At 54.3% G+C, this 25,766-nt stretch carries 24 protein-coding genes; 13 read left to right on the forward strand and 11 right to left on the reverse strand.

The annotated features are described in order from the left end of the window. Positions 1 to 41: 41 nt before the first annotated feature. Together SK35_RS21090 and SK35_RS21095 are read right to left on the reverse strand one after the other, a co-directional pair. On the reverse strand, positions 42 to 1,487 hold the full coding sequence (locus SK35_RS21090; protein WP_048215004.1) for a tagaturonate reductase: 1,446 nt from the start codon (positions 1,485 to 1,487) through the stop codon (positions 42 to 44). Between the two features lie 13 nt (positions 1,488 to 1,500). After that, entirely contained in the window at positions 1,501 to 2,523 is a 1,023-nt protein-coding gene (locus SK35_RS21095) for a zinc-binding alcohol dehydrogenase family protein (RefSeq protein WP_048215005.1), read from the reverse strand. A gap of 137 nt (positions 2,524 to 2,660) precedes the next feature. Between SK35_RS21095 and SK35_RS21100 the strand changes: the two genes are divergently transcribed. The 3 genes from SK35_RS21100 (at position 2,661) to SK35_RS21110 (ending at position 5,718) form a co-directional block, all read left to right on the forward strand. Then, positions 2,661 to 3,575, forward strand: a complete 915-nt coding sequence (locus SK35_RS21100) for a GntR family transcriptional regulator (RefSeq protein ID WP_048215006.1) — start codon at positions 2,661 to 2,663, stop codon at positions 3,573 to 3,575. A 213-nt stretch (positions 3,576 to 3,788) separates the two neighbouring features. After that, positions 3,789 to 5,150, forward strand: coding sequence for an MFS transporter (locus tag SK35_RS21105; RefSeq protein WP_048215007.1), 1,362 nt, complete (start codon positions 3,789 to 3,791; stop codon positions 5,148 to 5,150). A 52-nt stretch (positions 5,151 to 5,202) separates the two neighbouring features. Continuing rightward, positions 5,203 to 5,718 (forward strand): GNAT family N-acetyltransferase, encoded by a 516-nt coding sequence (locus SK35_RS21110; RefSeq protein WP_048215008.1) that lies wholly within the window; start codon positions 5,203 to 5,205, stop codon positions 5,716 to 5,718. 30 nt (positions 5,719 to 5,748) lie between these two features. Here SK35_RS21110 and SK35_RS21115 read toward each other — a convergent pair whose 3' ends face one another. Together SK35_RS21115 and tsr are read right to left on the reverse strand one after the other, a co-directional pair. After that, positions 5,749 to 5,949 (reverse strand): hypothetical protein, encoded by a 201-nt coding sequence (locus SK35_RS21115; RefSeq protein WP_128316517.1) that lies wholly within the window; start codon positions 5,947 to 5,949, stop codon positions 5,749 to 5,751. Beyond that, positions 5,921 to 7,582, reverse strand: a complete 1,662-nt coding sequence (tsr, locus tag SK35_RS21120) for a methyl-accepting chemotaxis protein (protein WP_048215009.1) — start codon at positions 7,580 to 7,582, stop codon at positions 5,921 to 5,923. Before tsr ends, SK35_RS21115 begins: the two co-directional genes overlap by 29 nt. A 364-nt stretch (positions 7,583 to 7,946) precedes the next feature. Between tsr and btsT the strand changes: the two genes are divergently transcribed. From btsT to yjiA, 3 genes are read left to right on the forward strand one after another with little or no spacing between them, the layout of a single operon-like run. Next, complete coding sequence (btsT, locus tag SK35_RS21125; RefSeq protein ID WP_003830033.1) at positions 7,947 to 10,097, forward strand: pyruvate/proton symporter BtsT; 2,151 nt, start codon at positions 7,947 to 7,949, stop codon at positions 10,095 to 10,097. Positions 10,098 to 10,147: 50 nt separating this feature from the next. After that, a complete protein-coding gene (locus SK35_RS21130; RefSeq protein ID WP_003830038.1) occupies positions 10,148 to 10,342 on the forward strand; it encodes a YbdD/YjiX family protein in 195 nt (64 codons plus the stop codon). A gap of 12 nt (positions 10,343 to 10,354) precedes the next feature. Next, positions 10,355 to 11,311, forward strand: a complete 957-nt coding sequence (gene yjiA, locus SK35_RS21135; RefSeq protein ID WP_048215010.1) for a GTPase — start codon at positions 10,355 to 10,357, stop codon at positions 11,309 to 11,311. Between the two features lie 103 nt (positions 11,312 to 11,414). Here the strand turns inward: yjiA and SK35_RS21140 are convergent, their stop codons facing one another. From SK35_RS21140 to SK35_RS21155, 4 genes are all read right to left on the reverse strand, one after another. After that, complete coding sequence (locus tag SK35_RS21140; RefSeq protein ID WP_048215011.1) at positions 11,415 to 12,479, reverse strand: DUF2955 domain-containing protein; 1,065 nt, start codon at positions 12,477 to 12,479, stop codon at positions 11,415 to 11,417. Continuing rightward, positions 12,469 to 13,536 carry an HlyD family secretion protein gene (locus SK35_RS21145; protein ID WP_048215012.1) on the reverse strand — a complete coding sequence of 356 codons (1,068 nt, stop codon included), beginning with the start codon at positions 13,534 to 13,536 and terminating at the stop codon, positions 12,469 to 12,471. The genes SK35_RS21140 and SK35_RS21145 overlap by 11 nt, the downstream gene beginning before the upstream one ends. Before the next feature lie 6 nt (positions 13,537 to 13,542). Beyond that, positions 13,543 to 14,007, reverse strand: coding sequence for a MarR family winged helix-turn-helix transcriptional regulator (locus tag SK35_RS21150; RefSeq protein WP_048215013.1), 465 nt, complete (start codon positions 14,005 to 14,007; stop codon positions 13,543 to 13,545). Between the two features lie 147 nt (positions 14,008 to 14,154). Further along, positions 14,155 to 14,319, reverse strand: a complete 165-nt coding sequence (locus SK35_RS21155; RefSeq protein ID WP_003019180.1) for a DUF1127 domain-containing protein — start codon at positions 14,317 to 14,319, stop codon at positions 14,155 to 14,157. Between the two features lie 176 nt (positions 14,320 to 14,495). Here SK35_RS21155 and SK35_RS21160 point away from each other — a divergent pair, with 176 nt between their 5' ends. Next, a complete protein-coding gene (locus SK35_RS21160; RefSeq protein WP_048215014.1) occupies positions 14,496 to 15,908 on the forward strand; it encodes an aminotransferase-like domain-containing protein in 1,413 nt (470 codons plus the stop codon). A 51-nt stretch (positions 15,909 to 15,959) separates the two neighbouring features. Here the strand turns inward: SK35_RS21160 and SK35_RS21165 are convergent, their stop codons facing one another. Then, on the reverse strand, positions 15,960 to 16,910 hold the full coding sequence (locus SK35_RS21165) for an Rpn family recombination-promoting nuclease/putative transposase (protein ID WP_048215015.1): 951 nt from the start codon (positions 16,908 to 16,910) through the stop codon (positions 15,960 to 15,962). Between the two features lie 230 nt (positions 16,911 to 17,140). On the opposite strand from SK35_RS21165, the gene SK35_RS21170 reads away from it, so the two are divergent. From SK35_RS21170 to mdtM, 3 genes are all read left to right on the forward strand, one after another. After that, entirely contained in the window at positions 17,141 to 17,956 is an 816-nt protein-coding gene (locus tag SK35_RS21170) for an AraC family transcriptional regulator (protein ID WP_048215016.1), read from the forward strand. A 48-nt stretch (positions 17,957 to 18,004) separates the two neighbouring features. Further along, a complete protein-coding gene (locus SK35_RS21175) occupies positions 18,005 to 18,655 on the forward strand; it encodes a LysE family translocator (protein ID WP_048215017.1) in 651 nt (216 codons plus the stop codon). A 325-nt stretch (positions 18,656 to 18,980) separates the two neighbouring features. After that, entirely contained in the window at positions 18,981 to 20,222 is a 1,242-nt protein-coding gene (gene mdtM / locus SK35_RS21180) for a multidrug efflux MFS transporter MdtM (RefSeq protein ID WP_048215018.1), read from the forward strand. A gap of 76 nt (positions 20,223 to 20,298) precedes the next feature. On the opposite strand, the gene metC is transcribed toward mdtM, so the two are convergent. Next, on the reverse strand, positions 20,299 to 21,489 hold the full coding sequence (gene metC, locus SK35_RS21185) for a cystathionine beta-lyase (RefSeq protein WP_048215019.1): 1,191 nt from the start codon (positions 21,487 to 21,489) through the stop codon (positions 20,299 to 20,301). 30 nt (positions 21,490 to 21,519) lie between these two features. Next, entirely contained in the window at positions 21,520 to 22,752 is a 1,233-nt protein-coding gene (locus SK35_RS21190; protein ID WP_048215020.1) for a dicarboxylate/amino acid:cation symporter, read from the reverse strand. Positions 22,753 to 22,971: 219 nt separating this feature from the next. On the opposite strand from SK35_RS21190, the gene SK35_RS21195 reads away from it, so the two are divergent. From SK35_RS21195 to SK35_RS21205, 3 genes are all read left to right on the forward strand, one after another. Beyond that, positions 22,972 to 23,898, forward strand: a complete 927-nt coding sequence (locus SK35_RS21195; protein ID WP_003845596.1) for a LysR family transcriptional regulator — start codon at positions 22,972 to 22,974, stop codon at positions 23,896 to 23,898. Positions 23,899 to 23,973: 75 nt separating this feature from the next. After that, positions 23,974 to 25,254 carry a DUF445 domain-containing protein gene (locus SK35_RS21200; RefSeq protein WP_048215021.1) on the forward strand — a complete coding sequence of 427 codons (1,281 nt, stop codon included), beginning with the start codon at positions 23,974 to 23,976 and terminating at the stop codon, positions 25,252 to 25,254. 13 nt (positions 25,255 to 25,267) lie between these two features. Continuing rightward, positions 25,268 to 25,732: a GNAT family N-acetyltransferase gene (locus SK35_RS21205; RefSeq protein ID WP_032942291.1), complete on the forward strand. Its 465-nt coding sequence runs from the start codon at positions 25,268 to 25,270 to the stop codon at positions 25,730 to 25,732. The last annotated feature ends 34 nt before the right edge of the window (positions 25,733 to 25,766 follow it).

Here is a 25,766-nt window from a genome sequence, read left to right on the forward strand (position 1 = left end):
AAAACAGCGCCCAACACCACACCGGGCGCTGCATGGCAACCTTATTCCAGACCGTTCACCGTCTGGCGCATACCCTGTACCAGAATCATCTCCAGATTGGCCGTCACCTGCCCGGCAAGGCCAGGTAGCAACGTCAAATCCTCTCCCCAGTGCGCCGCATCGCCAAGCACGGCATCCACCAGTTCACGCAGCGTTAAATCATTGCCTACTCGCGGCCACAGGCTGGCATACAGGCTTACCCACTGTTCATCATCCTGTATCGGATAGCGTTCCCCGTCGCGCTCTGCACGATAAAACGCCATCAGCGCAGCGAGGGCAAACGTTAACCGCACGGGCCAGCGCCCATTGTGCTGACCCGCCAGCAGCTGCGGCAAAATTCGGGTGCGGAATTTGGTCATCCCATTAAGCGCAATGGAAAGCAACTGGTGGCGAATGTAGGGGTTCTGAAAACGCCCGCTCACCGCGTCGGCAAATTCACGCAATTCGTCCGCCGGGAGATCCAACACCGGAATAATCTCCTCACTAATCGCCCGCTCGACAAAGCGGCGGACATCAGCATCCTGCATCGCCTCGCCAACGGTCTCCAGCCCGCACAGCCACGCGACCGGCACCAGAGCCGTATGCGCACCATTGAGGATAGCGACCTTGCGCTCTTTGTACGGTTTGATATCACTCACCACACGGATATTCAGCGGACACTGCGCCAGCTTCAGCTCCTCTGCCAGCCACTGCGGTCCCTGGATCACAAACAGGTAAAAATGCTCCGCGGTATCGAGAAACGCATCGTGATAGCCTAGCGTAGCCTCCAGCGCAGCGGCTTCTTCGCGCGGATAGCCGGTGACAATACGGTCGACCAGCGTGGAACAGAACGTGTTTGCCGTCTCCACCCAGTCGGCAAATGCCGGAGGAAGTTGCCACTCCTGCGCATACCGCAGCACCAGGGTTTTGAGCGCCTCACCGTTATAGTCGATAAGCTCGCACGGGATAATTACCCAGCCCTTATCCACCGCGCCCGCAAAGTGGTTAAAACGCTCCAGCAGCAGGCGTGTCAGCTTGGCCGGAAAACTCACCGGCGGCGCATCATCCACACGGTCCGCTGCGTGATAGCTAATTCCGGCTTCGGTGGTATTCGAAAACACAAAACGGATGTCCGCATTGTGCGCCAGCGCCAGATACGCCGCGAAATCCTGATACGGGTTGATTTCGTTATTCACCGAACGGATAAGCCGTGCCTCACTCACTGCCTCACCCTGCTCGTTAAGCCCGCGTATCAGCGTGGTATACAGCCCGTCCTGGGTATTCAGCGACGGCGGAAAATCGGTATTGATCGGGCGAACGATGGTCACGCCAGCGTTCAGATCGGTTTGCTCGTTGAGGATATCCAGTTGCCAGTCAACAAACGCCCGCAGGAAGTTACCTTCACCAAACTGGATCACGCGCGTTGGGTAGCTGGCCCCCGGAAAATCACGTCGATTCAATGTCTTCATCGCATTTCCCCTCTCAGAACGTGATCACGCCTTTAATCAGCTCACGGTTGTTAATCACATCCCGTTCGTAGATTTCTGCCAGTGTGGCAAACGCGTAACGGTGCGTGAGCATCATGTCGGCGGTAAGTTTGCCTTCCGACATTAAACGGCCCACTTTGGCGAAATCTTCCGGCGTGGCGTTGCGACTGCCCATCATGGTGGTCTCTTTCTTGTGGAACTCAGGATCAGAGAACTGCAAATCGCCTTTGAACAGCCCAACGAAAACGATGCTGCCGCCATGGCGAATCAAATTCACCGTGTTGTTCATCGCATGCTGATTCCCCGTGGCATCAATAACCTTTTGCGCCAACGAACCGCCAAACTGGTCACGCAACTGCGTATCAAAATCTTCAGCGGATGGGTCGATAACCGGGAGTCCCAACCGGGAAGACACGTGCTCCCGGCGTGCTGGACTGGTATCGGCGACCACCACCTGTGCGCCATCGGCTTTGGCAATCGCTGCCGCCCCCAGACCAATCGGACCCGCGCCGACCACCAGCACCTGCTCACCCGGAGCCACCGCCGCCCGGCGTACCGCATGAGCGCTGATAGCGTAAGGCTCAATCAGCGCCGCCGCCTGCGGGTCAATCCCCTGCGCATCCAGCAGGTTGGTCACCGGAACGGACAGATATTCACTGAAACCGCCATCCTGGTGCACGCCAATCACTGAAATCTTCTCGCAGCAGTTGGTGCGCCCGCTCAGGCATGCCGGACACTGCTGGCAGGCCACGTAAGGAATAACCGCCACCTGCTGACCATTTTTCAGATTCTGTATATTCTTACCCAGACCGACAATTTCCCCACATATTTCATGCCCTAATACACGCGGGTAGCTGAAAAAAGGTTGATTGCCACCCCAGGCATGAATATCGGTACCACAAATTCCTACCGACTTAATTTTAATTAATGCTTCACCCTCACCCGGAATAGGTATTTCACGCTCTTTCCAGACTAATTTTTTAGGTTCCTGGCAAATCAACGTATTCATCGTAGACATGATTCTGCTCTCCTGTTTTTTTGTTGCCTCAGATATCAACGAAAATAAAAATGACGGAGAAAGCAGAAACACAATCTGTGAATTCCAGCGCATAAAAATGTTTTAAATCGGGTTTTAATAGATAAAAAGGAGAAGCCATGAGCCGTTCGCAGAACTTACGCCACAATGTGATTAACCAGATAATCGATGATATGGCGCGTGGTCATATCCCTTCCCCACTCCCCTCACAAAGCGCACTGGCGGAGATGTACAACATCAGCCGCACCACCGTGCGCCATATGCTGAGCCACTTAAGCGAGTGCGGCGTTCTGACCCAGGTCGGCAGCCACTATGTCATCGTGCGAAAACCCGATCATGACGATGGTTTTTCCTGCACCAACGCCTCCATGACCGAGCAAAACCGGATTTTTGAACAGGCGTTTTTCACCATGATCAACCAGCGACAGCTGCGTGCAGGCGAGAGCTTCTCCGAACTGCAGCTTGCCAGAGCCGCAGGCGTCAGCCCGGTGGTAGTGCGGGAATATCTTTTAAAATTCGAGCGTTACAACCTGATTAAAAATGAAAAACGTGGTCAGTGGAGCATGAAGCAGTTCGATCAGGCCTATGCGGAACAGTTGTTTGAACTCAGAGAGATGCTGGAAACGCATTCTCTGCAGCATTTCCTCAATCTGCCGGACGATGACCCGCGTTGGTTGCAGGCTAAAACGCTGCTGGAGCGCCATCGGATCCTGCGCGACAGCATTGGCAGCAGCTTTCGCATGTTCTCGCAGTTAGATCGTGAGTTCCATGCTTTGCTACTCTCTGCTGCCGATAATGTATTTTTTAATCAATCACTTGAAATCATCTCCGTGATTTTCCACTTCCACTATCAGTGGGATGAGAGCGACCTCAAGCAGCGTAACATCATTGCCATTGATGAGCACATGACCATCCTCAGCGCGCTGATATGTCGCAGCGACCTGGATGCCACCCTGGCGCTCTGTAACCATTTGAATTCAGCCAAACAATCGATGATTCGCTCCATCAACCAGGGTTGTAACGTCGCTCATTAAGTACCGATAAAAAACAGCAAATCATTACCGGGAGCACGATTTTATAAAAATAAAAACGCCTGAAAAATACCTCTTGCCTATGCTCACGCTAAGTCGACTGCATTAAAAATTTTTGTGAGCGGTGATGAGCAAATTGATTCATCACTGGTATTTTTTCAATACTGCACAGTCCTGCTGTGTGAAAAATAAATTATTGAGGTTCAGGAGTCCGGCGTGGAAAAAAATAATATTACCCTCGACCCAAGTTCTTCGTTTGGCACGTCGTCATCTGCGGATATTAATGTTCCGCCTGAGGGCATGGTGCAACGCAGTAGCCGAATTAAACGTATCCAGACCACAGCAATGATTTTATTATTTTTTGCTGCGGTGATTAATTACCTCGACCGCAGCTCACTGTCTGTCGCCAACTTAACGATTCGTGAAGAACTGGGGCTGAGCGCCACGCAAATCGGCGTGCTGCTGTCGGTATTCTCTCTCGCTTACGGTATTGCGCAACTGCCCTGCGGCCCGCTGCTGGATCGCAAAGGTCCGCGCATTATGCTGGGATTGGGGATGTTCTTCTGGTCGCTGTTTCAGGCGCTGTCCGGCATGGTGCACAGCTTCACCCAGTTTGTGTTGGTGCGTATCGGGATGGGGATTGGCGAAGCGCCAATGAACCCGTGCGGCGTAAAGGTCATCAACGACTGGTTTAACATCAAAGAGCGCGGCCGCCCGATGGGATTATTCAACGCCGCCTCCACCATCGGGGTTGCCATTAGCCCGCCGATTCTGGCTGCCATGATGCTGGTAATGGGCTGGCGCTGGATGTTCATCACCATTGGCGTGCTGGGTATTTTCCTCGCCATCGGCTGGTACATGCTGTATCGCAACCGCGAGCAAATTGAGCTGAGCGCCACGGAACAAGCGTACCTGAACGCCGGTAGCGTCAATGCCCGCCGCGATCCGCTGAGCTTTGCCGAATGGCGCAGCCTGTTCCGCAACCGTACCATGTGGGGCATGATGCTGGGCTTTAGCGGCATCAACTATACCGCATGGCTATACCTGGCCTGGCTGCCGGGCTACCTGCAAACCTCCTACAACCTGGATTTAAAAAGCACCGGATTAATGGCGGCGATCCCGTTCCTGTTTGGCGCAGCCGGCATGCTGATTAACGGTTTTGTCACCGACTGGCTGGTGAAAGGCGGTATGGCACCGATTAAGAGCCGTAAGATTTGTATTATCGCCGGGATGTTCTGCTCCGCAGCCTTCACCTTCGTCGTGCCGCAGGCCACAACGTCAATGACCGCCGTGTTACTGATCGGTATGGCGCTGTTCTGTATCCACTTCGCAGGTACCTCGTGTTGGGGTCTTATCCACGTCGCTGTCGCCTCACGTATGACCGCTTCCGTGGGCAGTATCCAGAACTTTGCCAGCTTTATCTGCGCATCGTTTGCGCCGATCGTCACCGGGTTTATTGTTGATACCACCAACTCTTTCCGCCTGGCGCTGATCATCTGCGGCTGCGTCACCATGGTGGGCGCCCTCGCCTACATCTTCCTGGTTCGCCAACCCATTAGCGATCCGCGTAAAGATTAATCCTCCAGATGCCCGATAACACCGTGCTTATCGGGCATGTTATGCTCCTCATATGAACATCACCTTGCGCGCCACTACTCTGGCAGACACTGCTGCTCTTCCCGCCATCGAACGATCTGCGGGGCAACGTTTTTTACTCATCCCCGAACTGGCGTGGATTGCTGAAGACCAGATTTTATCGGCTGCTCAGCATCAGGCTTTTGCCGCCGCAGGCATGAGCTGGCTGGCGCAGGTCGATGCGCTTCCGGTCGGTTTTTTGGTTGCCGAAACGCTGGAGTCATCGCTGTTTATTGCTGAACTGTCGCTGCATCTGGAGTGGCAGGGAAAAGGAATTGGCCGCAGATTGATTGAGTATGTTGCCGAACAGGCGCGCGCGAAAGGTTACACGTCGCTCACGCTGACCACCTTCCGCAATGTGCCGTGGAATGCGCCATGGTACGCGCGACTGGGATTTGAAATGCTGGCTGACGAGACTCTACCTGCAAAGTTGCGCCAGAAAAGAGAAGAGGAAACGGCGCATGGACTGGCATTTGAATCGCGCTGCGCCATGCACCTGATGTTGCGCTAATTGCCCGATGGCGGCTACGCCTTATCGGGCCTACGTAACATTTCCGGCAACCACGTAACTTTCCCGTAGCCCAGATAAGCGATAGCGCCATCCGGCAACCACGTATCTTTCCCCGTAGGCCGGATAAGCGATAGCGCCATCCGGCAACCACGTAACTTTCCCGTAGGCCGGATAAGCGATAGCGCCATCCGGCATCACAGGCTTAGAACGTTTCCCAGTTATCCCCGGCATCCGTTACCGCGGCTTTGCGCGGCTGGACCGTTGAAACCGGTTTAGCGGCCGCAACGTCACGCGCGCGCTGTTGGTCATGCTGAATACGGAACACGGCAACGGCCTGAGTAAGGCGGCTAGCCTGCTCTTCCAGCGCCGCAGCGGCGGCGGCGGATTCTTCCACCAGCGAGGCGTTCTGCTGCGTCACGCGATCCATCTCGGCAACGGCCAGACCCACCTGGTCAATACCGCGGCTCTGTTCATCAGAAGCAGAGGCGATTTCACCCATGATATCGGTCACGCGGGTTACCGCATTGACGATCTCATCCATGGTTTCACCGGCGCTTTCTACCAGGGTTGAACCGACATCCACGCGGCTGACCGAGTCTTCAATCAGGCTCTTGATCTCGCGCGCGGCCTGCGCACTACGCTGGGCCAGGTTACGCACTTCACCCGCAACCACCGCAAATCCACGGCCCTGCTCGCCTGCACGTGCTGCTTCTACCGCGGCGTTGAGCGCCAGAATGTTGGTCTGGAAGGCAATCCCGTCGATAACGCTGATAATATCGGCGATTTTCTGCGAACTGGACGCGATATCACGCATGGTTTGCACCACGTTATCCACCACTTTGCCGCCTTTCTGCGCGGTTTCAGAAGCACTCAGCGCCAAATGGCTGGCCTGACGCGCGTTTTCGGCGTTCTGCTTCACGGTCGCCGTCAGCTGTTCCATGCTGGCTGCGGTTTCTTCCAGAGATGCAGCCTGCTGCTCGGTACGGGAGGAGAGATCGTTATTGCCCATCGCAATCTCGCTGGCCCCACTGTAAATCGCGTTGGCACCGTTACGCACGTCACCCACGGTATTCATCAGCTCACCCTGCATGTGACGCAGGCTTTCCGCCAGTTGCCCAATCTCGTTGGACCCTTCCACTTCAATACGTTTCACCAGGTCACCGCTGGCGATATGACGAATGCTGTCGATCAGACGGTTCATTGGAGAGATAAGGGTCAGCTTGATACCAAACCACACCGCAATAATCGCCGCCAGTACGGTAATCAGCACGCAGATCAGCACCCACATCGCCTGGCTGTAAGAGCTGTTGTTATCTTCCACCGCGATGTCATACAAGCGATCATTCTGCTGCATGTAACTCATGTACTGCTTCTCAAAGCCATCCTGATAGCTCTGCGTCGGTTGATCAAAGAATGCGTTGATCTTCCCGTCACCCAGTAACTGGATCAGCTCCGCCAGCGCGCCGTGGTAGATGTCATAGGTGCGATTGATCTCCTGGAACGCGGCTTCGCTTTGACGCGGATCGCGTGGGAGCGACTCGTAAATCGCCCAGTTTTTTTCCGTCAGCTTCAGCGCCGTACTCGCCACCTGCATCAGCTCGACAACGGTCGCGCCGCTGCCGATATTGCTCTGATCCATCATGTAGCGAATGCCTGCCCGGTTCAGGGTGTTACGCGTTTGCAGCAGCTCAACCCAAGTGGCGTTCAGCGCAGACTGTTGCTGGCGAATGGTTTGCAGAACGGTAAAGTTCTCTTTGTCATTCTTAAGTGAGTTAAAAAACAAGCCGCCAGAGGCGAGCTGTAAAAGGCCAAATAGCGCCAATACCAGCAGTAAGCTGGTAACAATCTTCATTCGTTTTAACATGTTTTCTCTTTCCGCTAGACAGATGTCAGAATTTTCGGCCTGGAAAGGGAAAACTTTATGAAATTTGTGCTAGTTGAATCGATCTCAGCATCGACGATTCGTCGATCCACGCCGTCTGCCAAAGCGCTAAGCGGGTTTATTAGTGATCTCAATCACATAAATTTCCCCGTTCCCCCCGCAGTTTACCGCTCACTGACACTTGGGACCGCTTAAGCTGACATACAACCGCTCACTTATTTACCTTACTTTACGCGCGTAATTCTCTGGCAAGATCCCCCCAACATAGCAGTCAAATAACCTCCTCAAACACAAGATCAAACCCACGCGGCTTCGGCCAATTATTAATTAGATACCAGGTTTTACTATGGATACGAAAAAGATATTCAAGCACATACCCTGGGTGATTCTCGGAATCATCGGTGCATTCTGCCTCTCGGTAGTGGCATTACGTCGGGGTGAACACATTAGTGCCCTGTGGATCGTGGTCGCCTCAGTTTCTGTTTATCTGGTGGCCTATCGTTACTACAGCCTTTACATCGCCCAAAAGGTGATGAAACTTGACCCAACGCGTGCCACGCCGGCGGTCATCAATAATGACGGTCTGAACTACGTTCCAACCAACCGTAACGTCTTGTTTGGTCACCACTTTGCCGCTATCGCAGGTGCTGGTCCGCTGGTTGGGCCGGTACTGGCTGCTCAGATGGGCTACCTGCCTGGTACACTGTGGCTGCTGGCAGGCGTCGTGCTGGCCGGTGCGGTGCAGGACTTCATGGTGCTGTTTATCTCTTCCCGCCGTAACGGTGCATCTCTGGGTGAGATGATCAAAGAAGAGATGGGCCCAATACCGGGAACCATTGCGCTGTTCGGCTGCTTCTTAATCATGATCATCATCCTCGCAGTACTGGCGTTGATCGTGGTGAAAGCGCTGGCAGAAAGCCCGTGGGGTGTGTTCACCGTCTGCTCAACCGTACCTATCGCGTTGTTCATGGGGATCTACATGCGATTCCTGCGACCGGGACGCGTGGGCGAAGTGTCGGTGATTGGTATTGTGCTGCTGGTTGCCTCTATCTACTTCGGCGGCGTGATTGCGCACGACCCGTACTGGGGCCCGGCGCTGACCTTTAAAGACACCACCATTACCTTTACCCTGATCGGCTACGCATTTATCTCTGCGCTGCTGCCGGTATGGCTGATCCTCGCCCCGCGCGACTATCTGGCTACCTTCCTGAAAATCGGCGTTATCGTCGGTCTGGCGGTGGGGATTGTTATCCTCAACCCGGAACTGAAAATGCCGGCAATGACGCAGTACGTTGATGGTACTGGCCCGCTGTGGAAAGGCGCTCTGTTCCCGTTCCTGTTCATCACCATCGCGTGTGGTGCGGTATCTGGCTTCCACGCGCTGATTGCTTCCGGTACCACACCGAAGCTGCTGGCCTGTGAAACCGATGCGCGTTTTATCGGTTACGGCGCAATGCTGATGGAATCCTTTGTCGCAATTATGGCGCTGGTTGCCGCGTCTATCATCGAACCAGGTCTGTACTTCGCGATGAACACCCCGCCTGCGGGCCTTGGCATCACCATGCCGAACCTGCATGAAATGAGCGGCGAAAACGCACCGCTGATTATGGCGCAGTTGAAAGACGTCACCGCACATGCGGCAGCGACCGTCAGCTCCTGGGGCTTCGTCATTTCGCCTGAGCAGATCCTGCAAACCGCGAAAGACATCGGTGAACCGTCCGTTCTGAACCGCGCAGGTGGCGCACCGACGCTGGCTGTTGGTATCGCTCACGTGTTCCACAAAGTGCTGCCGATGGCTGATATGGGCTTCTGGTACCACTTCGGTATTCTGTTCGAAGCGCTGTTCATCCTGACCGCACTGGATGCCGGTACCCGTTCTGGCCGCTTTATGCTGCAGGATTTGCTGGGTAACTTCGTGCCGTTCCTGAAGAAAACCGACTCCCTGGTTGCGGGTATCATCGGTACTGCGGGCTGCGTAGGCCTGTGGGGTTACCTGCTGTATCAGGGCGTTGTTGACCCGCTGGGCGGCGTTAAGAGCCTGTGGCCGCTGTTCGGTATCTCTAACCAGATGCTGGCTGCCGTGGCACTGGTTCTGGGCACCGTGGTGCTGGTTAAAATGCAGCGCACCAAATACATCTGGGTTACCGTTGTTCCGGCTGTATGGCTGCTTATCTGCACCACCTGGGCGCTGGGTCTGAAACTGTTCAGCACCAACCCGCAGATGGAAGGCTTCTTCTTCATGGCGAATCAGTACAAAGAGAAGATTGCTAACGGCGGCGAACTGACCGCTCAGCAGATTGCCAACATGAACCACATCGTCGTCAACAACTACACCAACGCAGGTCTGAGTATTCTGTTCCTGGTGGTGGTGTACAGCATCATTTTCTACGGGTTCCGTACCTGGCAGAAAGCCCGCGCCATCAACGGTCGCTCTGATAAAGAGACACCGTATGTACCGGTGCCGGAAGGCGGCGTGAAGACCTCTTCACACCACTAAGATGTATTCAGCCCCGCTCCGGCGGGGCTTTTCGCTTATCAGGATTGTTTATGTTTGGTACTTTAGGGCAAGCTAAAAAATATCTCGGTCAGGCGGCAAAGATGCTGATTGGCATTCCGGACTACGACAACTACGTCGAGCACATGAAGACCAACCATCCCGATAAGCCGTACATGACCTACGAAGAATTCTTCCGCGAGCGCCAGGAAGCCCGCTACGGTAGCGGCGGAAGCAGTTGCTGTTAGAAGGAGAAGTGAATGACCCCGATTGCAGTTACCCTACTCACCGGTTTTCTTGGCGCGGGTAAAACCACCCTGCTGCGCCATATTCTCAACGAGCAGCACGGTTACAAGATTGCCGTTATCGAAAACGAATTCGGTGAAGTCTCGGTGGACGATCAGCTGATTGGCGATCGCGCCACGCAGATCAAAACCCTGACCAACGGCTGTATTTGCTGTACCCGCTCCAGTGAACTGGAAGACGCATTGTTAGACCTGCTCGACAACCTCGACAAAGGCGCCATCAATTTCGACCGTCTGGTGATCGAGTGCACCGGCATGGCCGACCCCGGCCCGATTATTCAGACCTTTTTCTCCCATGAAGTGATTTGCGAACGCTACCTGCTGGACGGCGTAATTGCGCTGGTTGACGCGGTACATGCCGACGAGCAGATGAACCAGTTCACCATCGCCCAGTCGCAGGTAGGCTACGCAGACCGGATCCTGCTGACCAAAACCGACGTCGCAGGTGAAAGTGAAAAACTGCGTGAGCGCCTGGCGCGCATCAACGCCCGTGCGCCGATTTACACCGTGACGCATGGTGATATCGACCTCTCCCTGCTGTTCGATACCAACGGTTTTATGCTGGAAGAGAACGTAGTCAGCGCCAAACCGCGCTTCCACTTTATCGCCGACAAGCAAAACGATATCTCCTCGATCGTCGTCGAGCTGGATTACCCGGTAAACATCAGCGACGTGTCGCGAGTGATGGAAAACCTGCTGCTGGAATCCGCCGAGAAGCTGCTGCGCTACAAAGGTATGCTGTGGATTGGAGGCGAGCCAAACCGCCTGCTGTTCCAGGGCGTCCAGCGCCTGTACAGCGCCGACTGGGACCGCCCGTGGGGCAACGAAACACCGCACAGCCTGCTGGTGTTTATCGGCATTAACCTGCCGGAAGACGAGATCAGAGCCGCGTTTGCGGGATTGAAGAAGTAATCCCCTGCTGAATTGCCCGGTGGTGCTACGCTTACCGGGCCTGGAAATAGCACTTCCCCGTAGGCCGGATAAGGCACAGCCGCCATCCGGCACTTGCCCCCATTCACTCGGTAATCACAAACCGCGTCGCGGCAAAGCAGTTCAAAACCCGGTGCACCAGAAATACCATGGTGAGCGTTGCCACCAGCGCGACGGTGACGGAAGTGATGCGGTACAGATCGCTGAATACCAGGTCCTGATCCGGGTGCAGGTTCTGGCCAAACATAATGCCGATGGTAGTGATACTGGCAAAACCCACGCCTGCCCCGACTTTTTCCATTACGTGCAGGCGGGCACTGAACGCCAGCCCGAGGCCAATCAGCGGCATCATCAGCACCATATGGTTGCTGAAATCATAGATAAGCAGCTGTACCAGCAGAATATACAGGCAGGCCAGCACCACGCCGACCACGCGCCAAATCGAGCTGATCACCGCGCCGCGGTAGTGCATCGGAAACAGGATCAAAATGCCTGCCATCAGCGCCGACAGCGAATCACTCAAATCGCAGATCTGGAAGACCACAAAAATCATCGTCGCCACCGTGCCGGAAAGCAGCGATTCATGGCGCACCCGGGCGGCATCTTTCTCAATGCGCGGCGGTGGCTGGCGGGGTTCCACGTCCGGGATCAGATAATGCAGCAGCGCGCTCAGCGCCACCGCCATGACGCAGGCTTCCATATTGGAGAACATCAGCGTATGCCAGTTGGTGGTGGGATAGCTCATAAAGTTGAGCATCGTACTCTGGCACACCACGCCCATCGAACCGAGCAGAAACAGCGGTCCTTTGCTCATAAAACGAAAACGCATCACATACAGGCCGAACACCACCAGTGTCATAACCAGCGGCCACTGTGAAAGATAACCGACGATCAGCACCATTTCAACGCAGTTCACCGCCGCGCTGAACACGAACTGTGTTGCCACATGGCGGTTGAATACCGGTACCAGCGACAGCAGCATCAGCGGATAAACCACAAAGAACACGCCGTACTGCACGTTGTAGAAGGTCGAAATACTCAGCGCGATTGTCCCGGCAACGGAGATACGCAGGGTCTGGCGAAAATCATTGGCGGTGTAGACAATATTCCCGTGCGGCGTAAAGACGTGGGCCAGTGTGTTAATAGACATAATGCAGCCAGCTAACGAGGTGGATCTGCGCCCCGGCAAAGGTGCGGGCGAACACACCCTCGCTGTTATACAGCTGTACCGTGGCGCGCGCCCCGGTCGGTAACGGCGTGTCAAGCGGTTCGTTCAGCGCGACGTGAATGCGCATACGCTGGGCATCGCGCACCCAGCGGGTGGACTGTTCCGGTTGCGACAGCTGGCCATTAACCTGTTCCTGGCCCGCCAGAATACCGGCATCGCTGCTGGTGACGCGGGCAGAGAAAACCTTGCCCGGCATGGCGTCGAACACCACGGCGGCATCGGTATCCACTTTAGTGTGGCGCAGACTTTTCTCGCGAAAGTCGGCCACGATATCGGTCTGATGGCTGACCAGCGCCAGTAGCGGCGTGGCGGCAGTGGCGTAAAGTCCGGGGCTAAGCTGGAGGTTACTCACCGTGCCGTCGGTCTGGGCATATACTTTGCTCCAGCCGAGGTTCAGCTGCGCCTCTTCCAGCGTGTTACGGTATTTTTGCAGCGTTACGTTACGTTTGTCATCGCGCTCTCCGCGCTGGATCAGCAGGTTCTGAATACTGGCATTCAGCGCCGCCACCGACTGCTCGCTGGTTTGCCAGGCGGTACGCACCTTGTCGAGATCGGATTGCGACACGTTCTGCATGGCGCTCAGGCGCTGATAGCGGTCTAAGGTGGTCTTATCGTTGCGGGCGTTGAATTGCGCGGTGCGCAGGTTGGCACGGGCAGAGGCGATCTGCGCATCCAGCTGTTGGTTACTCAGCTTCGCCTGCTCAAGGGCAATTTGCGCAGCCTCGACCTTATTGATAAATGGCGTCGGATCCAGTTCGTACAGCAAATCGCCCTTCTGCACCTGGCTATTGTTATGCACATGCACCTGCGAGACGTAGCCGGAAACGCGTGAGGAAACAGGCGTTACCACGCGCATCACCGTGGAGTCCGGCGTCAGCGGGATCCAGATATCGGCAACGATAAACCAGGCGAATATTACCAGGAAAGCGGCAATACTCACCCTTACCCAACGGGTAAATTTTTGTTCTGGGGTCATCATAGTTTTTTAGTGTTGATTGTCTTCTTCGCGGATTGTCCGCAAATTGCAGGCGAGTTGATTTAACGTCGTGCTAAAGGCGGCAAGCTCTGCTTCAGGAATGGTACAGGTGACGCGATGTTGGTATGTCTCAATCACCCGGTTAAGTTCTTCAAGCCTTGAGCGGCCTTGCGCGGTCAGCGTTAACAGTCGGATGCGTTTGTCATAAGGCGATGTGGAACGCAGCAGGTAGCCCTGCTTCTCCAGTAGTGTGAGGGTGCGCATCAGCGGCGGCAGTTCAATGCCCTGCACCTCCGCCAGTTCACTGACCGAGACGTTGTCTCCCAGTTGATACAGCTGCATCAATACCGTCCAGCTTGATTGCGTCAGGCCAGTATCGGTGATGGCAGCATCAATAATGGCCCGCCACTGGCGCACCACCATCGCCATGCGCATCCCCATCGGACGGCGGGCAAACAGTTCATCTTCAGTCATCTTACTTCCCCTCATCGCTGAAAAGAAAATAATACTTATCAGTATAAGTATCAAGAAACAGACTATCAACAAGCATGAATTGATAAACACCGTGAATATAAAAGAGGCCGGATGCGCTAACACCCGGCCTCGGTCGATAGAAAATAATTACTCCACCTGATCGCGTCGCAGCCCGACGTCCCGCAACCGCTCATCGCTCATCTGTTGCAATAGGCGCCGCGTTTGCGCTCGCAGCCGCCACGCCTTGTATGCCCGCCAGATCAGTACAAACCCAATAAACGGCTGTTTTGCTTTATTCTCGTGAAATTCCATACCTTGCCTCCCCGCCTTGCCAGAGGCTTATCTTCACGGATTTGGCCCAAAACAATACAGACTCAAAAAGTACTTTTATTTAACATACAGATTGGTTAAAAAGAGTTCTGCATCGCTTTTTTCACGCCATTCTGTACTGGTTTTTTAATCTGTATGGTACCCATGAGGGATACAGTATGACGCGTTACCAACATCTGGCCAATCTGCTGGCCGAACGCATTGAGCAGGGGCTGTATCGCCATGGCGAAAAATTGCCTTCGGTGCGTAGCTTGAGTCAGGAACATGGGGTCAGTATCAGCACCGTCCAGCAGGCATATCAGACGCTGGAACAACTACAGCTGATCACACCGCAGCCGCGTTCCGGTTATTTTGTCGCACCGCAAAAAGCGCAGCCGCCGGTGCCGCCAATGTCGCGCCCGGTACAGCGTCCGGTCGAGATAACCCAGTGGGATCAGGTGCTGGACATGCTGGCAGGTCATGCGGATAAATCGATAATCCCTTTTAGCAGTGGCGTGCCAGATATCAATCAACCCAGCCTGAAGCCGCTGTGGCGCGAGCTAAGCCGCGTGGCGCAGCATAATCTCAAGGCGGTGCTGGGTTACGATGAATTACCTGGCTGCCGGGAATTGCGTCAACAGATTGCACGGCTGATGCTGGACGGCGGTTCGGTGGTCAATGCAGACGATATTGTGATCACCAGCGGCAGTCAGAGCGGAATGTCGCTGGCGCTGCTAACGGTTTGCCAGCCTGGCGATATTGTCGCCGTTGAATCACCGGCCTACTACGGCACGATGCAGCTACTGCGCGGCTTAGGGATCAAGGTGATTGAGATCCCAACCGATCCGGATACCGGGATCAGTGTTGAAGCGCTGGAGCTGGCGCTGGATCAGTGGCCGATCAAAGGTGTGCTGCTGGTTCCCAACTGCAACAACCCTCTCGGATTCATTATGCCGGATGCGCGTAAGCGGGCAGTGCTCGCCCTCGCCCAGCGCCACGACATCGTTATTTTTGAAGACGATGTGTATGGCGAACTGGCAACGGAGTACCCACGCCCGCGCACGATCCACTCCTGGGACAGCGACGGTCGGGTAATACTCTGCAGTTCGTTTACCAAATCCGTCGCCCCCGGACTGCGAGTGGGTTGGGTGGTGCCCGGTCGCTATTACAACAAGCTGCTGCACATGAAGTACGCCGTCATCGGCACTAACGTTCCCGCTACGCAACTGGCGGCGGCGACCTTTGTGCGCGAAGGTCATTATCATCGGCATATCCGGCGTATGCGCCAGATTTATCAGCGCAATATGGAGATCTACACCTGCTGGGTACGGGAATACTTCCCCTGCGGGATCTGCGTCACCCGACCGAAAGGCGGCTTTATGCTGTGGGTCGAGCTGCCGCTCCAGGTCGATATGGTCTGTGTCGCTAAGCAGCTCTGTCGCCTCAAAATCCAGGTTGCACCGGGTTCTCTGTTCTCCGCATCGGGGAAGTATCGCAACTGTGTGCGCATCAACTGCGCATTGCCGCCAAACGACAAGCATCGGGAAGTAATGCAGAAGCTCGGAGAGGCGGTAAAAACGGCAATAGAGTAGATCGAGCTGCCCGGCGCTTCCGGGCAGGCAATTAGGCAGTTTAAGCTATATCTAATGGCTTAAACCCTGAATCTCTTCAGCGGAAAGTCGGGTGATTTTTTGTACCGTGCTGATATCGATGCCATCTGCCAGCATGGTGCGGGCAATACGCAGTGCCTCATCACGTCGCCCCTTTATCAGTCCTTCCTGTTTGCCTTCCTGTTTACCTTCCAGCTTGCCTTCAAGCCATCCTTTTTGAAATCCTGCCTCATGCAACCTGTCCGCAATCGTCATCAAATGTTCCTTATGCTGCGGTGAACGTTCGGCAACCCCACGAATAAACTCACTGAATCGAGGTGCATCGCCAGTTCGTAAAATATAATTAAACAGCGTCTTTATCTGGCTGTCATTAGTCAGTCCGGTAAGTAGCAGGGAAACAATTTGCTCGACCAATCCCATAAGATCGCGTTGACGGATATGTTTTTGAATTAACTCCAGCAGCGCCATACGTCGATGCTGCACAATTTCGTCATCCGGAATAACCGTAATATCCACCAGCGGAAACGCCGCAGCATACAGCTGACGAGCCAGCTTCGGGTTGGCAAACTCATCCAGCCAGCACAGCGAATAAGGGTACGGGCTTTTAGCGCCGTGATAAAACAGCATCGGCACCACCAGCGGCAACTGCTGATGCCCGGCATCTAAATGTTTCTGCATAGCCGCTACCGCATAGCGCATCAGTCTGAATGCCATATGCGCATCCGGTGTGCTTTGGTGTTCAATCACCACATAAATATATCCATCCCCATCCGTCGTTTTCACCGACCACAGCACATCGGAATAGTACGCACGTAAATTCTCTTCGATAAAACTGTCTGACTCGAGTTTAAGCGTCTGAAGATCGCAAAGCTCGCGCAGCGAAGCGGGAAGATGTATTTGCAGAAAATCCCGTGCAGTCTCAGGGTGACGTAAAAATGTTTTAAAAACCGCGTCATGCGGTGTTGAAGCGGAAGCTTTGTTCATGGCGATCCTTCACCTGAAAATAAGATGCCATGACTGTAGCGCCGGAAAACCACATCCTCACCTGCAACTTTCTCTCTTTGCGAGACGATTTCCGGGATAACAACGCCCTTATGTAACGTCTGCATTTGTCTGGAACAGGTCACGCAGAATCGCCATCTCAATGCGCATTCCCACTTTTTCACCACTCGGCCTGTGCTATAACAAATCATCACTTTCAGGGAGGACACGATGTGACGCATACCCGAGATATTCCACAATCGTTCTGGCGTGATGAGCAGTTGCCGTGGCTGGAACTGCGCAGCACCTGGCAAAGCCAGCAGGCCTATAAGCGGCATCACCACTCTCAGTTCTCGATTGGGGCAATTCTCGAGGGGGAAACGTGCTGTCTGTGCGATGGCGAGGAATACCATCTGCAGGTGGGCGATCTGATTGTGATACCGCCGCTGGCACCTCACAGCTGTAATCCTGTTAACGGACAGTTTCGCAGCTATCATATGCTTTATCTTGATGCCAAGTGGTGTCTTGCTAATCTGCCTGCACAGAACACCAATCAGCGGCTTTGCACGCCTGCTCCCATTATCCGCGATGCGCAATTATTCCAGCGTTATATGCACCTTGTGACGCTCATGCCGCAACGCCAAACCACACAAATAACGGATGCCGCGCAAACATTGCTTCACTCGCTGCCGTTACAGTCGGTCACACAAGACAACCTAAGCGCAACCAGCCAGTATCTGCGCGAACGGTTGCAGTCCAGCCTGCTCGCGCCGCCCTCGCTCGATGAGCTGGCACATGAATGTCACATGCGTAAAGAGACGCTGATCCGTACCTTTAAGCAGGACACCGGGCTGACGCCAGGAAGTTATCTGAACATCATACGGATTGACTATGCTCGCCAGCGGCTGCGGGCCGGAGACGAAATTGCCGATGTCGGCTACCAGAGCGGGTTTGCCGACCAGAGCCATTTCCATCGCACCTTTGTGCGCTACACCGCCGCCACACCGCGCCAGTACGCGTTGGGACGATCAATATCAGACAATAATTAGCGCTGCGTCAGGCGTACGGTGATCTCAGATTCATTCTCTGAGGTCGCTATGTCGCTGCTTTCTTTACTTTTTCCTTCTGCTTTTCCCGCGCTGGCACTGGCGCATTTCGTCGCATTGCTTAGCCCCGGGCCGGACTTCTTTTTACTGGTCGGTTACGCCGCACGATACCGGATGCGCGGCAGCGCCGGGTTGTGCGTGGGGATCGCTTTCGGCAACGGGCTGTATGTTCTGCTGGCAATTATCGGTTGGGGGATCCTGCGCCAGCTTCCCCTGTTGTTTACGGTTATTGAGCTGCTGGGCGCGCTCTATTTATTGTGGATTGGCAGCCTGCTGGTACGCAGCCGCCCGCAAACGCTGACCGGAACAGACGCCCAGTCTACCTGTCCAGGATTTGGCAAACAGCTACTACTGGGATTGGGTTCGTCACTGCTCAACCCAAAAAATGCGCTGTTCTATCTGGCGCTAATGACCGCCCTGCTCGGCCCATCGGTGACGCTGCTGCAACAAACCATGAGCGGGATCTGGATGACCAGCATAGTGCTGTGCTGGGATCTGCTGATCGTGATGTTCATTGGTTTACCGCAGATCCAGCGACGGTTATCCAGAGGGATATTATGGGTAGAACGTATCGCTGGCGGTGTATTGATTATCTTCGGTTGTGCCATCGCTCTGCGGTTTTTGCAGAGCATCGTAGTCTGATTTGCAGGGCGATTTTCTGCACATAAACCGGATAAACTCGTTTAATTAATATCCAATTCGCATTACACTGCGGATGGTTATTACCCGTTCAACTTACTCTTCCTGAGGTGCGATGTGCTGATTGTTACCTGTAATCGTTACGTTTTCTGACCCCGCGTCAGTGAGCGTATCTTCTGTTTGCGCTTCGCGCAGACAGCGTTTTTGATTACATGAAATTCAGTACATTTGCAGTCTGCTTTTTTTCTGTCATCGGTCTGACGTCTCAAAGACGGTATTGAATTTCGCTATTCCCGTTGAGGGTTTTCTCCCGACAAGGAGCTGTTTTATGCAACGGATTCTCGCGTTTTTCTCCCAACGTGCTACGACGCTATTTTTTCCTATTGCCTTGATTTTGTATGATTTCGCCGCCTATCTGTCGACGGACTTGATTCAGCCCGGCATCATTAATGTCGTACGCGATTTCAACGCCGACGTCAGCCTGGCGCCCGCGGCGGTCAGCCTCTATCTGGCGGGCGGCATGGCGCTGCAATGGCTGCTGGGGCCGCTTTCCGATCGGATTGGCCGCCGTCCGGTACTGATTGCAGGAGCGCTAATTTTTACGCTCGCCTGCGCTGCCACATTGTTCACCACCTCGATGACGCAATTTCTGGCCGCCCGTTTTGTGCAAGGCACCAGCATCTGTTTTATCGCCACCGTCGGCTATGTCACGGTGCAGGAGGCATTTGGGCAAACAAAGGCCATCAAGCTAATGGCGGTAATCACCTCTATTGTGCTGGTGGCACCGGTTATCGGCCCGCTCTCCGGAGCGGCGCTAATGCACTTTGTACACTGGAAGATCTTGTTTGCCATTATCGCCGTCATGGGGCTTATCGCACTCATTGGACTCACATTAGCAATGCCAGAAACCGTCCAGCGTGGCGCGGTGCCGTTCAGTGCGCGCAGCGTAGTGCGTGATTTTCGCGACGTTTTCCGCAACCGGGTGTTCCTGTTTGGCGCAGCCACGCTGTCGTTAAGCTATATCCCGATGATGAGCTGGGTGGCGGTCTCACCGGTTATCCTGATCGATGCTGGCGGCATGACCACATCGGAGTTTGCCTGGGCACAGGCCCCGGTATTTGGCGCGGTGATCGTCGCCAATATGGTGGTCGTCCGCTTCGTGAAGGATCCGACCCGGCCACGCTTTATCTGGCGAGCGGTTCCCATTCAGTTGAGCGGGCTGGCGGTATTGATTGCTGGCAATTTACTGTGGCCGCACGTGTGGTTGTGGTCAGTGCTGGGGACCAGCCTGTATGCGTTTGGCATTGGAATGATCTTCCCAACGTTATTCCGCTTTACACTATTTTCCAACAACTTACCGAAGGGTACGGTTTCGGCGTCGTTGAATATGGTGATCCTGACGGTGATGGCGGTTTCTGTCGAAATTGGGCGTTGGTTATGGTTCAACGGCGGCAGGATTTCGTTTCATCTGCTGGCGGTGGTGGCTGGTATTGCCGTCGTGTTCACGCTGGCAGGCTTACTCAAACGGGTACGCCAGCATGAGGCAACGACGTTAGCCACTGAAAACTAACCAGCCCGCTTATCCGGCCTACTGGGTTACGTAGGCCGGATAAGCATCAGCGCCATCCGGCTACGCTCACCTCACCTTACGCAATGCGTGCAAATCCCGCTTCCAGATCGGCAATCAGGTCGTCGATATCCTCAAGGCCAATATGCACCCTGACCAGCGTGCCGCTGAAATCTACCTCTCCAGCCGGGCGAATGCTGTTCAGCTCTTCCGGCTGGTTCGCCAGAATGAGCGACTCAAATCCGCCCCACGAATAGGCCATATGGAACAGCGAGAAGTTATCGAGGAAATTCGCCATCTGTTCGTCGGTCAGTCTCTTTTTCAGCACAAACGAGAACAGGCCTGAGCTTCCGATAAAATCACGCTGAAAATACTCATGGCCCGGACATTCCGGTAATGCCGGATGATTCACCCGCGCCACTTCCGGCCTTGCCGACAGCCAGCGGGCAATATGGATACTGCTCTCCTGATGCTGCTTAAGGCGTACCGCCAGGGTGCGCAATCCGCGGCTGCCGTTGTAGGCCGTATCGGCGTCCAGCGTTTGCCCCATCAGATAGGAGTTCTCGCGCAGGCGATCCCAACAACGGGCGTTCGACACCGCCGTGCCCAGCATGGCGTCCGAATGGCCGATGGTGTACTTCGTTCCCGCCTGAATGGAAATATCCACGCCATAATCCAGCGCTTTGAACAGCACGCCCGCCGCCCAGGTGTTGTCGATCATAATGACAATCTCCGGATTCACCGCGCGGATAGCCTTCACCATCCCCGGCACGTCCTGGACTTCCATGGTGATAGAACTTGGTGACTCAAGGAATACTACCTTTGTTTCCGGACGCAGAAGATCGACAATGCCAGCGCCAATCAGCGGATCGTAATATGTTGTTTCCACCTTGAATTTGCTCAGGATCTTATTGCAGAAATCCTGGGTTGGTTCATAGGCCGCCCCCGTCATCAGAATATGATCGCCACCCTGAACAAACGCCAGAATCGCATTGGTCACCGCCGCAGCACCACATGGGTACAGCGCACAGCCAACGCCGCCTTCCAGTTCGCTCATTGCCTTCTGGAAGGCAAAGTGGGTATAGGTTCCGCGACGACCATAAAACAGCTCGCCGTTCGCGCGATTGGCGGTGGCAAATTTCTTGTCCTTCACGGTATCAAATACCAGTGAAGAGGCGCGTTGGATAACCGGATTCACCGCTCCCTGGGTATAGCGTTTGTCGCGACCAGCAACAACCAGGTGCGTTTCAAGCTTCATTGCGTCTTTCATAACATCTCCTGTTCTTAATCCGTGTGAAACCTATACCACCGCAGCAGTAGAGTTTATTTCAGCGTTGGTCTGCTTTTTTCCAGCGAACCGTTCAACAATCTGCGCCGCATTCAAATCATGGATAACATTAATCAGTGTGGCCGGCGCATCGGTAATGGTGCCCAGCACCACCAGCATCGGGATTGCTTCCATCGGCAGGCCCAGCGTGGTGACGATAAAGATTTCACCGAGGAACGCCCCGCCCGGCACGCCACCAACGATAATGGCGGAGAGCACCGCAATCAGCATCGTCAGGAAGAAGGTTTCGGTGGTGAATTCCATGCCCAGCACGGAATAGATAAAGACAATTTTTAGCGCGGCAATCATCGCCACGCCGCCCTTGTTGAGGTTAACCAGCAGCGGAATGGAGACATCAACGATTTCCGGGTTAATCCCCATCGCCTTACCGGCACGCAGCGTCACCGGGAGCGTCCCCAGTGAAGAGCAGGTACCCAGCGCGGTCGCAGACGGTTCAATCGCGTTACGCCAGAAGGCTTTGACCGCCGGAATACCGCCGCCAATATACGAATAGAGAATCGAGCCAAAGACAAAGTAGACCAGCGTGGCAACCATAAACAGGCCGATGGCGCGGGCAAAGGTTAACAGTAGTGCAGAGTCCTGACTGGCCATGGTGGCGGCGAAGTAGCAGCCCAGACCAATCGGCGCGACCTTCATAATGATCGAGACGATCTTCATGATCACGGTATTGGCGTCTTCCAGCAGCGACGCAATACGTTTACCGGCCTGATCCGACTGACCAATTGCGACACCGGCGATGATCGCCATTACGATCAGCGCCAGAATATTGGACTTAGAAAACAGTCCGATAAAGTCGCTGGTGGTGATCATACTGACAAAATCCATCTTACCGCTGCCCGCCTGCACCGACTGCGAGAGATCGATAGTGACGCCCTGCGCCGGGTTATACCAGAGCGCCAGCGCGACGATCCCGGCGGCTGGAATAAAGGCCATGGCGATCGAAACAATAAAGATAATCGCCATAATGCGCCCCAGCCTTTTTAGGTCGGTCATACTGGCGATCGAAGACATAACGCTGATCCCCACCAGCGGCACAATAATCATAAATAACAGGTTTAAGAATATCTGGCCTATTGGCTGGAGTTTACTTGCAAACGATGGGGCATAAATACCTAATAAGCCGCCAATCACCAGAGCAACTAATAAAATAATCGACGATTTGTAGGGTTCGAGTCGTGACCACATAATCGGTACCTTTAGAATAATAATTAATGAGATTAAATTCACAATGTGATGAGTTTCCGTTTCGCCTCCTTTTATTTTGTGACGTAACTCACCTAAGTTGTTATTTTTTCATTTTGCCAGCAAGTTGTTTCCTGTGATTCAATAGTTGCATGTTTAAAACGCGAATGTAACGGCCTATTCGTACCGTTTTTGCAAATCACTTGTGAATTAAAGGAAACTATGAGTACGCCGATTTCACTCAAGCATCTGGAGTTTTTTACTAAAATCGTCGACTGCGGAGGATTGTCAGAAGCCGCGGCGCAGCTCAACGTATCGCCGTCTGCGGTCAGCAAAAGTCTGGCTGCGATGGAAGACACGCTGGGCACGACATTAATTAAACGCACCACACGCAGTATTACCCTGACCGACGCCGGGCAATATCTCTTCAACCGCGCTAATAAGCTTTTGAAAGAATTCGATGAAACGCTGAATACCACTTCCGGTTATTACCACAGCCCGCAGGGTGAATTACGCATAACCTGCTCAATTGCGTTTGGTTATTCCCGGCTGGTGAACCTGGTGGATAAATATCGCTCCCAGTTCCCGGATGTGAATCTGTATATCGATCTCAACGATAACTTTGTGAATCTGAACGAAACAGATTTCGACATCGCCCTGCGCATCTCCACCGCACCGCCGCAAAACTATGCGATGCGCAAGCTGGTGCCTGTTCGCTGGGCGTACTGTGCCTCACCCGGCTACCTCGCCAAAAAAGGCATGCCCCAGCGTCGAAGCGATCTGGTGGATCATGATTGTCTGGTTTATCCCGGCCTCACACCGGTGCTCAAGGTGGCGGATGAACAGGATCGTCTGCATCAGTTGAAACTGCATATGCCGATCCAGGCCAACAGCAGTCTGGTATTGCTGAAGTCAGTGTTAGAAGATCAGGGAGTGGCGTATTTGCCCACCTATCTGATTGGCGATCATATTCAAAAAGAAGAGATAACGCCGCTGATGCTCGACGGCACTATCACCTGTGAAACTCACGCCCTGTATGCGCTGTACTTTCCCAGCAAGTACAGCAATCCGAAGGTGCGATCGTTTATCGATTTTCTGGTGGCGGAACTCGGCCCCTTGCCCGCCTGGGACAACTGGATCCCTGAGTAAGCCCAGCCCACCTGAAAATGGGAGGCGCTCCACATTTTTTGCGCGATCCCCCCGTCTGGCTCTATCCTTAAGCCTATGAATAAAATTGCTGAACTCAAACGCGCCAAGCGACTGGCGCTCTCATTGCTGCTGATTGCCGCTGCCACCTTCGTCATCACGCTGTTTCTGCCGCCTAACTTTTGGGTACTGGGGATCAAAGCGATCGCCGAAGCGGCGATGGTGGGCGCGCTGGCGGACTGGTTTGCCGTGGTGGCGCTTTTTCGCCGGGTGCCGATCCCGTTTATCTCGCAGCACACGGCGATTATCCCGCGCAATAAGGATCGGATCGGCGAAAACCTCGGTCAGTTTGTGCAGGAAAAATTTCTCGATACCCAGTCGCTGGTCGCGCTGATCCGCCGCCATGAACCGGCGCTGTTGATCGGCAACTGGTTCAGCCAGCCGGAAAACGCCCAGCGTATTGGCCAGCATCTGCTGCAGATCATGAGTGGTTTTCTCGAACTGACCGACGACTCGCGCATTCAACGGCTGATCAAGCGGGCGGTGCACAAGGCCATCGACAAGGTCGATCTCTCCGGTACCAGCGCGCTAATGCTGGAAAGCATGACCAAAAACAATCGCCATCAGGTGCTGCTCGACACGCTGATCGCCCAACTGATCGCCCTGCTCCAGCGCGACAGCTCGCGAGTGTTTATCGCCAGACAGGTCGTGCACTGGCTGGAAACCGAACATCCGCTGAAAGCGAAGATCCTGCCAACCGAATGGCTGGGCGAGCACAGCGCCGAGCTGGTGTCTGATGCCGTTAACTCCTTGCTGGATGACATCAGCCACGATCGCGCACATCAGATCCGCCATGCCTTCGATCGCGCCACGTTTAAGCTCATCGATAAGCTCAAACACGATCCGGAGATGGCCGTGCGGGCCGAAAGCCTGAAAAGCTATCTGAAGGAAGATGAAGCCTTCAACCGTTATCTTGGCGAGCTGTGGGCAGACCTGCGTCAGTGGGTGAAAACCGACATTAACGCCGATGATTCCCGCGTGAAGCAGCGCATCGCCAGCGCCGGGCAGTGGTTCGGCGAAACGCTGGTAGCCGACAGCGCCCTGCGCGCCTCACTGAATGGGCATCTGGAGCAGGCCGCACATAAAGTAGCGCCAGAGTTCGCCACCTTCCTGACGCGCCACATTAGCGACACGGTGAAAAGCTGGGATGCACGCGATATGTCGCAGCAAATCGAGCTGAACATCGGTAAAGATTTGCAGTTTATCCGCGTCAACGGCACGTTGGTTGGCGGTTCTATTGGGCTGGTTTTATATCTGTTGTCGCAAATTCCTTCGCTGCTGACGCTGGCGAATTTTTAAGGAGAAAAATTCAATGACGATGAACATCCGCATTTTTTCCCTGCGCGAAACACCGGAAAAACTGCACGAGGTCACCGCTTACTTTCAGCAACAATGGGCCTCAGAAGACTCCATGAGAGTTTACGAGGATGCACTGCATCGTTGTATTGGCGCAAAGAACCCGCTACCGCAGTGGTACTGGCTGCAGGACGGCGACAGCATTGTTGGCTGCGCCGGATTGATCACCAATGATTTTATCAGTCGCGGCGAACTGTGGCCGTGGCTATGCGCACTCTATATCGATCCTCGCTATCGTGGTCACGGTCTGGCGTTTCGCCTGATTGAACATATTGCGCAGCAGGCCAGACAGTTAGGCTTTATGCGGCTTCATTTGTGTACTGACCTGGAAGGCTTATACGAGAAAGCGGGATTTTACTTTGACGGGGCGGGCTATCATCCGTGGGGGGAAGTCTCACGGGTCTACAGTCGTAATCTTTGACAGCATTAGGCCTTGCGTTATTTTACTTTTCATT

The organism is Citrobacter sp. MGH105 (genome assembly GCF_001037485.2).
GTDB lineage: Bacteria > Pseudomonadota > Gammaproteobacteria > Enterobacterales > Enterobacteriaceae > Citrobacter > Citrobacter portucalensis.